This window comes from Lawsonibacter hominis (assembly GCF_014287895.1).
In the GTDB taxonomy this organism is placed as follows: domain Bacteria; phylum Bacillota; class Clostridia; order Oscillospirales; family Oscillospiraceae; genus Lawsonibacter_A; species Lawsonibacter_A hominis.
Genome location: NZ_JACOPP010000024.1, coordinates 32681 through 45126, shown reverse-complemented (window position 1 = coordinate 45126; position 12446 = coordinate 32681). Strand labels below are relative to the sequence as shown.

The window sequence follows — 12446 nt, the reverse complement described above, 5'->3', positions numbered from 1 at the left end:
TTCAGACGAAGAGCTGAACGCCGATTACATCATCCCCGCCGCCTTCGACCCCCGGGTGGGCAGGACGGTGGCCGCCGCCGTGGCCCGGGCCGCCCGCGACAGCGGCGTGGCCCGCATCTAAAAGGGAGGCGCCTATGAAGCTGAACACCAGCGCCCAGGCGGGCAGCGAGAACAAGAGCGACGTGCTGGTCACGGTGTCGCCTGCCGAAGAACTGACGGTCAAGCTCCTGGCAAAGCCTATCATTGCAAAGCAATTCGGCGCCCAGATCGAGCGTGCGGTGCGCCAGGCGGCGGCCGACGAGGGGGTCGACGCCGCCCGGATCGAGGTCAGGGACGGCGGCGGCGCGCTGGATTTTGCGATCCGGGCCCGGGTACGCTGTGCCCTGCGCCGTGCGAAGGGGGGGGCTGCGTCGTGAGCCAACGGTTTACCATCTGCGGCAACGACCCCAAGGCCCTCATCAACGCCCCCCTGCGGGGGGAGCGGGAAGTGGTCATCGATCTCTGGGAGAGTGTGGACGAGGCGGAGCGGGACGCCGCGGAGCTTTTGACCGAGGAGGCCCTCGCATTTCTGGATTACAGCGGGATGGAGGTCTTTCTCCGCCGCGCGCCCGCCCAACCGGGCGGCGCGCCGGAGCTGGGGCGCGTACCGCCGCGTTCGTTCCCGCGTGCCGACGATGTGCCGGCGCCCGGGCGGACTGCGCCGGATCGGGCGGTCCCCGACTACATCGAGTATTACGGGCGGGTGGAGCATTTCAGCGGCGCCTTTGCCCACGTGGGCGAGCGCCGGCGCACCGGCGCCCGGGTCAAATCCCGGACGCCCGGAGAGCAGAAGGTGGTCGCCCTGCAGGAGGCCATCCGGCGCTCCGGCTTGAAGGACGGCATGACGGTCTCCTTCCACCATCACCTGCGCAATGGGGACAAGGTGACCAATCTGGTCATGCAGACCATTGCGGACATGGGCTTCCAGGACATCCACCTGGCGGCCTCCGGCATCTTTGCCTGCCATGAACCTCTGGTGCCGCTGATCGAGTCCGGGGTCATCACCCAGATCTCCGTCAATACCTTCAACCCCGGCCCGGTGGCCCGGGCCATTTCGCAGGGCAAGCTGCGCAAGCCCGCCATCCTCCGCAGCCACGGCGGCCGGCCCCGTGCCGTTGAGAGCGGCGAGATGCATGTGGACGTGGCCTTTATCGCCGCGCCGACCTGCGACGAGATGGGCAACCTGAACGGGACCCACGGCCCCTCCGCCTGCGGCTATCTTTCCTATGCCTATGCCGACGCGGAGTTTGCCGATACCGTGGTGGCGGTCACCGACAACCTGGTGCCCTACCCCGCCTGCCCCATCGAGATCGGCCAGAACCTGGTGGATTACGTGGTAAAAGTGGACTCCATCGGCGATCCCAACGGCATTGTCTCCGGTACCACCAAAATCACCACCGACCCGGTAAACCTGCGCATCGCCCGCGACGCCGCCCGGCTCATCGACCAGGCGGGCTATATCAAGGACGGCATGACCTTCCAGACCGGCGCGGGCGGGACCTCCCTGGCCGTGGCCGCCGAGGTGCGGGAGTATATGAAGGAGAAGGGCGTGGTGGGCGCATTCGGCTCCGGCGGGATCCATTCCTACTTTGTCAAGATGCTTCAGGAGGGCCTGTTCCGCGCCCTGTTCGATGTACAGTGCTTCGACCTGGACGCCATCCGGTCTGCGGCGGAGGATCCCCGCCATATGGCCATGAGCGCCTCCCTGTACGGCAACCCCCACACCAAGGGCTGCATCGTCAATAACCTGGATGTCATGATCCTGGGCGCCACCGAGATCGATACCGACTTCAATGTCAACGTGATCACCGGCTCCGACGGCGTGATCCTGGGCGCCTCCGGCGGCCATAACGACTGCGCGGCGGGCGCCAAGCTCACCATCATCGTCACCAATCTCCTCAAGGGCCGCCTGTGCGTGGTCCGGGACCGGGTGACCACCATCACCACCCCCGGAGAGACCGTGGATGTGCTGGTCACCGAGTACGGCGTGGCCGTCAACCCCAGGCGGACGGATCTGCTGGAGCGGCTCAGGGACAGCGGACTGCCCCTGGTGGACATCCATACGCTCCGGCGCATCGGGGAGCACCTGACCGGGACGCCGGCGCCCCAGGAATTCACCGACCGGATCATCGGGGTGGTGGAGTACCGGGACGGCACGGTGATCGACGTGGTGCGGCAGCCCAAATAGCGGCGCTCCCGGCGGCCTCTTTTTTTGCGGATCTGATTTCACTATACAAAATAATATTTTTTAGGAGGAAATTACCATGTTGAACGACGTCATGCGTACCAGCCTGTACATCCCCGGCAACAACCCCCGCTTCATCGCAAAGGCCCCCACCTCCGGCGCGGATATCGTGACCTTTGATATCGAGGATGCGGTGCCCCCTCAGGAGAAGGCAAACGCCCGCAAGATGACCGCGGAGAGCCTGAAGATGGCTGCCGAGGGCGGCAGCGAGGTGTATGTCCGCATCAACGGCTGGCACACCGAGTGGACCAACGACGACCTGGAGGCCGTTGTGCGTCCCGGCCTGAACGGCATCACCCTGCCCAAGACCCGCAATGCCGACGACGTGAAGCGGCTGGACTGGAAGATCAGCGAGATGGAGTACCGCTACGGCATGCCCGAGGGCAGCGTGAAGATGAGCGTGCTGCTGGAGACCGCCTCCGGCATCATGAACGCCTATGAGATCTGCACCGCCTCCAAGCGCCTGGTCTCCGCCTTCTTCGGCGCCGTGGATTACTGCGCCGACATGCGCATCAAGCGCACCAACCTGGCCGCCGAGCAGAAGGTGGCCCGCTCCATCGTGGCCATCGCCGCCCGCAGCGCCGGCCTGACCGCCCTGGACGCCCCCTTTGCCGACTTCTCCAACATGGCCGACTTTGAGCAGAATACCCTGGACGGCATCGATATGGGCTACGAGGGCCGCATGATCATCCATCCCAGCCAGATCCCTGTTGCCCACCGTCTGTACAGCCCCACTGACGAGGCGGTCGCCCATGCCCGCAAGGTGAAGAAATTCTTTGAGGAAGAGGGCCTGGCCAAGGGCCTGGCCTCCGTATCCATGGACGGCGGCATGGTGGATACCCCTGTGTATGTGTCCGCCTGCGAGACCATCGAGCGCTATGAGGCCATCCAGGCCAAGGAAGCCAAGCGGAAATAACAACTGTGACAGAGCCACCGGCGTTTCACTTATAGAAATTGGAGTTTACTACAAAAAATCGACTTAGATTTTAGGAGAAATGCCGGTGGCAATTTTATCCGCCCGCCTTGACAAAAAAGGGACGAAAGCGATATAATAGCCACAGCAAATGAAACTTAGTTTCATTTGGTAAAATTTAAGGGGGAACAACAAAATGAAAAGGACGAACCGCATCCTGGCATTGATCCTGGCGCTGGTTATGGCCCTCGCCCTGGCGGCCTGCGGCAACGGCGCCGGCACCGGCAACACGCCCTCCACCACTGCGCCCGAGACAAGCGCGCCTGAGACCACCGCGCCCGAGACCACCGCTCCTTCCACCGGCGACAAGGACTACGGCGACTACTCCGCTGAAAACCCGCTGGAGCTGAAGCTTTCCCACTTTGCCGGCAACGACACCAACCAGCTGGCCCAGCTGGCCATCGCCTTTGAGCGCATCGTCGAAGAGAAGACCGGCGGCGCTGTGGACGTGGTCATCTATGGCGGCGGCGTGCTGGGCAACGACCGTGAGTCCTTTGAGAGCGTGATCGCCGGCACTCTGGATATGGCCGTGAACAACACGCCCATTATCTCCAACTACGATGAAATCTTCCAGGTGCTGGATCTGCCTTACCTGTTCCAGGATTACGATCACATCAACGCCTTCCTGGCCTCTGACATCTGCCAGCAGCTGCTGGACAGCCTGACCTCCACCGGCGCGCGCATGCTGTGCATGCAGGCCGTGGGCTTCCGCAACATGGATATGTGCACCGGCCCCGTCAAGACTCCCGCCGACATCGCCGGCACCAAGATCCGCGTCACCGACAGCCCCATCTACCGCGCTCAGTATGAGGCCTGGGGCGCCAATCCCCAGATCATCGCCGGGCCCGAGGTGCTGACCGCCCTGCAGCAGGGCACCATCGACGGCTGCGACAACGTGCACAACGTGCAGTACGCCGACCGCTACTATGAGTTTGCCAAGTATATCTCCATCACCGAGCACGCCGTCCACTTCAACGGCCTGACCATCAATAACGCCCTGTTCGAGGGGCTGAGCGCCGACCTGCAGGCCGACATCCTTGCCGCCGCCCAGGAGGCCGCCGCCGAGCGGACCGAGGCCCTGCGCGTGGAGAACGACGAGCTGCTGGCCACCATGGAGTCCGAGGGCGCCGTCGTCACCAAAGACGTGGACAAGCAGTCCTTCATTGACGCGGTGCAGCCCCTGTATGAGGACTTCACCGCCAACCACTCCGCCGGCTCCTATGTGGAGCAGATCCAGGCTCTGGCCGGCTGATCCGAAGAAAAAGAGAGATCGTTCAGCCTTGGGACAGGCGCGCGTCGGTTGCGTCGCGCCTGTCCCAATTTTTTAGGAAGCGCCGAGGATCCCTGCCGTGCAGGACGATCCGGCGCTTGCTTAAGCCAAAGGTCGAGAAAGGAGCGCGTGCATGGTTTCCACGCTGCAAAAGGTCAGTGATGTGCTGACCAAGATCATGAGGGTCGTCATGGTCGTCCTGTTCATCTGGATGGTCGTGTCCCTGGGCATCCAAGTAGGAGCCCGATACATCTTCCACAAGAGCTTCGTCTGGTCGGAGGAATCCGCCCGGTACTGCATGATCTGGATGGTCTTTATCGGCGCCACTGAGATCATCTTCAATGACGAACATATCAAGGTCACCGTCATCGAGGACCTGGTGCACGGTCTGGGGAAGAAGATCGTGCTGGTTCTGCAAGACATTGTGGGGCTGATCTTTTCCGTGATGCTGGCCTACTACAGCTTCCCCCAGGTGGCCCTGGCCTCCAAGGCCGTCTCCTCCAACATGGATATCAACATGGGGATCGTTTACGGGATCTTCCCCGTGGTCACCATACTGATGGTAGTGGCCTATCTGTTCCGCCTGATCCTGGTCTTTGCCAAACAGCCTGAGAAGGGAGGGGAGCAGGCATGAACTCTGTCGCGCTGTTCTTTATTCTGGCCGTGGTCCTGCTGGTCATCGGCGTGCCGGTGGCCACCACGCTGGGCCTGTCCTCAGTCATCTTTATTATCCTGGAGGGCATTCCCACCTCCACTGTTATCCAGCGGATGTTTGCCGGTGTGGATGTGGTGGCCCTCATGTGCATCCCATTCTTCATTCTGGCCGGCGACCTGATGGCCAAAGGCGGGATTGCAAAGCGCCTGGTACGGGTGGCCAACCTGGTGGTGGGCAACATTACCGGCGGCCTGGCCTACGTAACCATCATTGTCTGCGCCCTGTTTGCCGCCATGACCGGTTCCGCCATGGCCTGCTGCGTCACCGTGGGCGCCATTATGATCCCCTTCATGGACGAAGCCGGCTATGACCGGTCCTTCTCCGCCGCCATCGTGGCGGCCGGCTCCGTACTGGGCCCCATCATCCCGCCCAGCACCGCCATGATCATCTATGCGGCCAACACCAATACGTCCATTTCCTCGCTGTACCTGATGGGCATCCCCGCCGGCCTCATCCTGGCGCTCGGCCTGTGCGTGCTGAGCTTCTTCTACTGCAAGAAGCGCGGCTATAAGGGCCTGTCCAAGACCGCCTGCCTGAACATGGGGGAGGGCGAAAAGCTCACGGGGAGTAAGGTATTCAAGACGGTGGTGGGCGCGATCCCCGCCCTGGGTTCTCCCGTCATCATCCTGGGCGCCATTTTCTCCGGTTTCTGCACCCCCACCGAGGCGTCGGTCATCGCGGTCATCTATTCCTTTATCATCGGCATCTTTGTCTACCGGGAACTGAAGATCCGCGATATCGGCAAGGTGCTGCTGGGCTCCGCCAAGAGTACCGCCAAGGTCATGTACATCGTGGCTGCCGCCGGACTGTTCGCCTGGGTCATCTCCTACGCCCGCGTGCCCCAGATCATCCTGGACGTGCTCATGAGCATCTCCGACAGCCGCGCCGTGCTGTACTTCATCATGATCGCGGTGCTGCTGGTGATGGGCTGCCTCATGGACGCCACTCCCATCATGCTGATCACCATCCCCATTTTCCTGCCCATCTGCAATGCCGTGGGCATCAACGCCCTCCATTTCGGCATCTGCATGTGCGTGGCGGTGTGCATCGGCTTTGTGACCCCGCCCTTCGGCACCTGCCTGTTCACCGCGATGGACGTGGCGAAGGTCAGTATGACGAATCTGGTCAAAAAGATATTCCCCTTCGTACTTTTGATGATCGCCATCCTGTTCCTGCTGGTGTATGTGGAACCCCTGACCATGTTTGTCGTATAAGGAGAAGAAAACGATGGCAGACGTATTGATCCTCTTCGGGCACCGGCCCGACATCCCCATGAAGGTGGAGCGGCGGCATCTGGATGCGGTCCAGGCCGCCTGCTCCGGCAAGGTGTACTACTACCAGACCGAGGAGGAGGCTTTGGCCGACGGCGTGGACGCCGAGGTCCTTTTCCTCTGGGGCGGAAGCGGCAGGATGCCTGAGGCATGGTGCGCATCTTCCAAACGGCTGAAATGGATCAACTCCTTTTCCGCCGGCGTCAACCCCATCATGGACGGTCCCATCTCCGATCTGCCGGTGCGTCTGACCAACGCCAAGGGCATTCACGGCAAGACCATGGGCGTGACCACCATGGGGTACATCATCTCATTTCTGCGGCATTTCCCAACCATGCTGCGCCAACAGCGCGAGCATGTGTGGGACAAGACCACCGTCACCTTTATGGAACCCACCGGCCTGACCGTGGGCATCATCGGCGCGGGCGCCATCGCCGGCGAGGTGGCCCGGCTCTGCAAGAGCATGGATATGACGGTACTGGGCGTCAAGCGTACCGTTACGCCCCTGGAGCACTATGACCGGGTCTACCCCAACACGGAACTGGACACGGTGCTGGCCGCCTCCGACTTCGTGGTGATCCTCACGCCCCTGACCGACGCCACACGGGGCATGATCGGCGCGGCGCAGCTGGCCAAAATGAAACCCACCGGCGTGCTCATCAACATTGCACGCGGGCCTGTGGTGGATACCGAAGCGCTGGTAGAAGCGCTCCAGAAGGGCATCATCGGCGGCGCCGCCCTGGACGCCGTGGATCCGGAGCCGCTGCCTGCGGACAGCCCCCTGTGGGACATGGAACAGGTGATCCTTACGCCCCACTGTGCGGCGGACAGCACCCTCTATATGGACCGGGCCATGGAGCAGTTCTGCGAGAACCTGAAGCATTTTGAACAGGGCGAGCCTCTGTTCAACGAGATCGACCTGAAGCGAAAGTACTGAGCACCGGCAGGGGCAGGGACCGAAGCGGCCCCTGCCCCTGCGGCCATGTATAACGAAGGGAGCGTGGTCAGCAATGACGGAAAAGGAAAATGTCCTGCATGCACTCCGGCACGACGGGAAGGCGGAGTGGATCGCCAACATTACAGACAGCGTGCGCTTTTTCACAGTACCCCAGTCCCGGGACAAGGTAAAGGAGGGGCTGGACTGGTTCGGCGTGCGCTGGCGGGATTTTTCCCCGCTGAACGAGCCGCTGTTCGAGGACATATCGGAGTGGAAGGAGCGGGTGGTATTTCCGGACCTGGACGCCATCGACTGGAAGACGGAGGCCGAACGGCTCCTGCCCGGACTGGAGCGGGAAAGCAAGGCGCTGTGGCTTTCCCTGTCTCAGGGCCTGTTTGAGCGCCTGCACTCCCTGCTGGGATTTGAATATGGCGCGACCTCCTTCTATGACGACCCGGAGGCAACGCTGGAGCTGATCGGGGCGCTGACCGATTTCCGTCTGAAGCTCATGGAAAGGCTGATCGACCTGTATGATCCGGATATCGTGGATTACCGGGACGATTATGGTACCCAGACCAGCCTGTTCTTTTCCCCGGAGATCTTTGATGCCTTCTTCCTGCCTTCTCTGAAACGGATCGCGGACTATGTGCATGCGCGGGGCAAGGTGTTCGTCTTCCACTCCTGCGGAAAGGTGGACCCGCTGGTGGGGCGCTTCGCAGCGCTCGGCGCGGATACCTGGGATTCGGTGATGCCCTGCTGTGACCTGCCCGCGCTCTATGCGCAGTACGGGGACCGGCTGGGCTTCTCCTCCAACATGGATATGCAGAAATTTGACTTCTGTACGGAGGAGGAGGCCCGCGCGGTGGTGCGTTATTACATCGACACGTTGGGCGGCAGGAACAATCTGCTGCTGTGGGATTTGTATCCTATGAAGCTGAAACTGGATCCGGCCATCCTGCGGGATGAAATACGCACCTATGGGCGCCTCCGGAGAAGCTGAGCGGATTTATTTCTGCCCCAAGAGTTCCTTTACACTTGCGTGCTTGGAAAAATTGTGCTAAAGTTTTACGTAATGAAATGAAGTGAAGGGTGTAGAGGGAACATGACGGCCAAATTGTCAAAACTCAATCAATCAGTGGAAAAGGTGCTCCAGATCATCGAGATCATGGCGCATGAGCGGCAGCCCATGCGCCTGCAGGATGTGGCGGCCGGATGCGGCATGCCGGCCAGCACGGTCCTGCGGATGCTCAATACGCTGCTGGTGTACGGCTACGTGAACCAGGATCCCCACAGCCTGCGCTATTCCCTGTCGCTGAAATTCGCACAGATCGGCAGCCGGGTCTGTGAGCAGGTGAGCCTGCGGGATATCGTGCATCCCCTGCTGGCGGAGCTGTCCCGGGAGTGCCGCGAGGCCTCCTGTCTGGCCATCGAGGAGGACATGGAAGTGGTCTATACCGATGTGGTGGACGGCCCGGACAGTATGCTCAAGATCATGCAGCGGATCGGAAAACGGGCGCCCATGCACTCCACCGGCATCGGCAAGCTGCTGCTGCTGAATTACAGCGAGGAGCAGCTGGACGAATACATAGCCGCCAAGGGACTGCCTGCACTGACCCCCAATACCCTGGTCACCAAACAGGCCCTGGCGGCTAAGCTGGAGGAGATCCGCGGCCAGGGCTATGCCCTGGATGATGAGGAGTGCGAACTGGGGGCCCGCTGCGTGGCCGCGCCCGTTCGGGATTATACCGGCCGGATCGTGGCCGGGATCAGCATTTCCGGGCCCATCTCCCGGATGACGATGGAGCATATCCGGGAGGTAGCCCCCGTGGTCACGGGGACGGCGGCCCAAATCTCCAAGGCCCTGGCCTATGACGCCATGTGAACGGCAGCGAAAACCCCCGCCCACGGAATTCCGTGGGCGGGGGCTTTGTTACAGGATCACGTTGATTTGACGGCCCGCGATCCACTGCTGGAGCGAGTCGAATACAATCTTGCAGCGCTCCTCCATGGATTCGGCGGAGGCGAAGGCCACGTGGGGGGTAACGATGGTGTTCTTGCTGTGGAGCAGGGGATGGTCGGCGGACAGAGGGGGCTCCACTTCGAACACGTCGATCCCGGCGCCGCCCAGATAGCCGCTGTTCAGCGCGTCGGCCAGGGCCTGGGAGTCCACCACCGGGCCCCGGGCGGCATTGATAAGCAGCGCGCCCTGCTTCATTTTGGCGATGTTCTCCTTGCCGATCAGGCCCTTGGAGGATTCGTTCAGCGGACAGTGGAGGGAGACGAGGTCCGACTGCGCCAGCAGTTCGTCCAGGGAGACGAACTGGATGAAGGAGGGCTCGTCCCCCTTGACGTGCCGCTTATTGCCCAGCACCCTGCAGCCAAAGGCGTGGAACAATTCCGCCGTACGCCGGCCGATGGCCCCTACGCCCACGATGCCCACCGTCTTGCCCTGCAGCTCGCAGCCCACCAGACCGTCCTTGGTCTGCCCGGCGCGGCAGCGCGCCTCCACCTGGGGAACGTTGCGCAGCAGAGAGAGGGCCATGCAGATCACCAGCTCCGCAACGGCCTGGTTGGAATAGCCGGCGGCGTTGGATACCTTCACGCCCTTGGCGCGGCAGGCGTCCAGGTCCACGTGGTCCACGCCGGTGAAGGCCACGTCGATGAACTTCAGCTCCGGGCAGGCGGAAATGACCTCGCCCTTCAGCGGCATATTGGCGATCATGATCACGTCGGCGGCCTTGGCGCGCTCGATCTGCACCTGGGGATCGGTGTCCTTGGGGTAGGCCTGGAACGTGTGCCCCGCATCCACCAGGGGCTTGGCGCAGGCGTTCAGGATCTGGTCCGGCACGCCCAGGGATTCCAGCAAAACAATGTTCATCCGGGAAGCATCCTCCTGTCGTTTACACGCTGTAAATTTCATACATTAAAATGTAGTTTTATTATATCACCTTTTTTGCCCCTTGACAAGCCCTTTTTCCCGCAGCGTCAAAGGTTTCCGGAGGAAAACGCGCCTTGCAGCAGCGCCCCCAGCAGGAGGGGCAGGACAAGGGCCGACAAAAACAGAACGGCCTCCAGGACCAGGTCCCCGCGGCGGCGGCGCAGGCGGCGCCGCTCCCAGTAGCGGCTGACGTCGTCCTGCCGGAAAAGGGCCAGCAGAACCGTGATGCGGGAGAGCAGGACGACCAGCGTCAAAGCGGTCGCCCGGTCGAGGGCGGAAACGCCGCCGAATTGGAGCAGCCCCACCAGATCGCCCACGCCCCGGACCGCGCCGATACAGAACACCGCCAGGGCGGGCCAGCTGCCCCGGAGCAGTCCCCAGAGCACCACCGCCGTGGGCAGCAGTCCGGCGGCCGTAAGCAGGAGCACAGGGCCGCTCCGGTACGGCCAGACGGGCAGCGTCCGTTCCAGCGCGGTCAAAAGCAGGTTCAGAAGCAGCAGGGCCGCCAGCCACCTGCGGCCGCGTTTTTCTTCCGGATGATCCTTCATAGCGTTGCCTCCCAAGCAGATGAAGCTCAATTGATTCTATCCTATCACGACCTCTACCCAATTGCAATTTTTTGTGTTATGATACCCTCGGTGAATCCGGGGCAGTACGCCTGCCGTACTTCCGGCGGGCGTATGCCGTGTAATGCCATGGGATGACCCAATCAAGGAAACCCGGGAGGAATGTACATGAGCCGCGCAGACGAGCTGTTCATCCAAAACTGCAAGGAGATCCTGAGCCACGGCGTTTGGGATACCGATCTGGAGGTGCGCCCCCGGTGGGAGGATGGCGCCCCCGCCCATACCGTGAAGCGCTTCGGCATCGTCAACCGCTACGACCTGCGGGAGGAGTTCCCGGTCCAGACCATCCGCCGCATGGCGTTCAAAAGCGCGGTGGACGAGCTTTTGTGGATCTGGCAGAAAAAATCCAACAATGTCCATGATTTGAACAGCCACATCTGGGACGCCTGGGCCGACGGGAGCGGCTGTATCGGAAAGGCCTACGGCTACCAACTGGGGGTGAAGCACCGCTACCCCGAGGGGGAGTTCGACCAGGTGGACCGGGTGCTCTACGACCTGAAGCATAACCCTGCCTCCCGGCGTATCCTGACCAATCTCTACAACCACCACGACCTACACGAGATGGCCCTGTACCCCTGCGCCTATTCCATGACCTTCAATGTCTCGGGCAGGACCCTCAACGCCATCCTGAACCAGCGCAGTCAGGATATGCTCACCGCCAACGGCTGGAACGTGATGCAGTACGCCGCCCTGGTGCACATGCTGGCCCAGGTCTCCGGCCTGGTACCGGGGGAGCTGGTCCATGTGATCGCGGACGCGCATATCTATGACCGGCACGTGCCGGTGGTGGAGGAGATCATTGCCCGCAAGCCTTACCCGGCTCCCCGGCTGCGGCTGGATCCGGCGGTGGAGGACTTTTACCGCTTTGCCCCCGCCAGCATAAAGCTGGAGGGCTATCAGTTCCATCCGCTGGATACGCCCATCCCGGTGGCGGTGTAAGGGGGCGGGCGCATGAATCTGATCGTAGCGGCGGACCGGAACTGGGCCATTGGAAAGGACGGGGATCAGCTGTGCTATCTCCCGGCCGACCTCAAGCGCTTCCAGGCCCTGACCACCGGACACACGGTGATTTTCGGCCGGAAGACCCTGGCCACCTTTCCCGGCGCACGGCCTCTGAAGGGGCGCCGGAACCTGGTGCTCTCCCGGCAGGCGGGACTGGAGATCGAGGGGGCGGAGGTCTTTCAGGACCTGGACGCCCTGCGCAGGGCCGCCCCGGCGGACGCCTTCGTCATCGGCGGGGAGAGCGTATACCGCGCCCTGCTGGACGCCTGCGACACCGCCTATGTGACCAGGATCGACGCCGCCTGGCCCGCCGACTCCTTTTTCCCCGACCTGGACCGGCGGGCGGACTGGTACGTGGCCGGGGCGGAGGCTCCGCTGGAGCACGAGGGGCTCGTCTTCCGCTATGTGACCTATCGCAGGAGGCCTTAGT

General features: G+C 62.3%; 13 protein-coding genes and 1 pseudogene. 12 read left to right on the top strand and 2 right to left on the bottom strand.

The features are described 5' to 3' along the window. From H8S57_RS17435 to H8S57_RS13705, 10 genes and pseudogenes are all read left to right on the top strand, one after another. Window positions 1–121 (top strand): annotated as a pseudogene (locus H8S57_RS17435) (NAD-dependent malic enzyme); the annotation flags it as partial. 13 nt (window positions 122–134) lie between these two features. Then, a complete protein-coding gene (gene citD, locus H8S57_RS13745) occupies window positions 135–416 on the top strand; it encodes a citrate lyase acyl carrier protein (protein WP_186908602.1) in 282 nt (93 codons plus the stop codon). Then, on the top strand, window positions 413–2227 hold the full coding sequence (gene citF / locus H8S57_RS13740) for a citrate lyase subunit alpha (protein ID WP_256176122.1): 1815 nt from the start codon (window positions 413–415) through the stop codon (window positions 2225–2227). The genes citD and citF overlap by 4 nt, the downstream gene beginning before the upstream one ends. Before the next feature lie 76 nt (window positions 2228–2303). After that, window positions 2304–3200, top strand: coding sequence for an HpcH/HpaI aldolase/citrate lyase family protein (locus H8S57_RS13735; RefSeq protein WP_186908601.1), 897 nt, complete (start codon window positions 2304–2306; stop codon window positions 3198–3200). A 193-nt stretch (window positions 3201–3393) separates the two neighbouring features. Beyond that, on the top strand, window positions 3394–4509 hold the full coding sequence (locus tag H8S57_RS13730; protein ID WP_186908600.1) for a TRAP transporter substrate-binding protein: 1116 nt from the start codon (window positions 3394–3396) through the stop codon (window positions 4507–4509). Between the two features lie 151 nt (window positions 4510–4660). Then, window positions 4661–5161, top strand: a complete 501-nt coding sequence (locus tag H8S57_RS13725; RefSeq protein ID WP_186908599.1) for a TRAP transporter small permease — start codon at window positions 4661–4663, stop codon at window positions 5159–5161. Then, entirely contained in the window at window positions 5158–6456 is a 1299-nt protein-coding gene (locus H8S57_RS13720) for a TRAP transporter large permease (RefSeq protein WP_186908598.1), read from the top strand. The genes H8S57_RS13725 and H8S57_RS13720 overlap by 4 nt, the downstream gene beginning before the upstream one ends. A 13-nt stretch (window positions 6457–6469) precedes the next feature. Next, the gene (locus H8S57_RS13715; protein WP_186908597.1) at window positions 6470–7450 is read left to right on the top strand and encodes a D-2-hydroxyacid dehydrogenase; all 981 of its coding nucleotides are present in this window, start codon (window positions 6470–6472) and stop codon (window positions 7448–7450) included. 73 nt (window positions 7451–7523) lie between these two features. Then, complete coding sequence (locus H8S57_RS13710) at window positions 7524–8450, top strand: uroporphyrinogen decarboxylase family protein (protein WP_186908596.1); 927 nt, start codon at window positions 7524–7526, stop codon at window positions 8448–8450. A gap of 114 nt (window positions 8451–8564) precedes the next feature. After that, window positions 8565–9332 carry an IclR family transcriptional regulator gene (locus tag H8S57_RS13705; RefSeq protein WP_243204833.1) on the top strand — a complete coding sequence of 256 codons (768 nt, stop codon included), beginning with the start codon at window positions 8565–8567 and terminating at the stop codon, window positions 9330–9332. Between the two features lie 48 nt (window positions 9333–9380). Here H8S57_RS13705 and H8S57_RS13700 read toward each other — a convergent pair whose 3' ends face one another. Both H8S57_RS13700 and H8S57_RS13695 read right to left on the bottom strand, forming a co-directional pair. Further along, on the bottom strand, window positions 9381–10328 hold the full coding sequence (locus H8S57_RS13700) for a 2-hydroxyacid dehydrogenase (RefSeq protein ID WP_186908594.1): 948 nt from the start codon (window positions 10326–10328) through the stop codon (window positions 9381–9383). Between the two features lie 107 nt (window positions 10329–10435). Continuing rightward, complete coding sequence (locus tag H8S57_RS13695; protein WP_186908593.1) at window positions 10436–10936, bottom strand: hypothetical protein; 501 nt, start codon at window positions 10934–10936, stop codon at window positions 10436–10438. Between the two features lie 186 nt (window positions 10937–11122). Between H8S57_RS13695 and thyA the strand changes: the two genes are divergently transcribed. Together thyA and H8S57_RS13685 are read left to right on the top strand one after the other, a co-directional pair. Beyond that, window positions 11123–11953: a thymidylate synthase gene (gene thyA / locus H8S57_RS13690; RefSeq protein WP_186908592.1), complete on the top strand. Its 831-nt coding sequence runs from the start codon at window positions 11123–11125 to the stop codon at window positions 11951–11953. A gap of 12 nt (window positions 11954–11965) precedes the next feature. Further along, window positions 11966–12445, top strand: coding sequence for a dihydrofolate reductase (locus H8S57_RS13685; RefSeq protein ID WP_186908591.1), 480 nt, complete (start codon window positions 11966–11968; stop codon window positions 12443–12445). The last annotated feature ends 1 nt before the right edge of the window (window position 12446 follow it).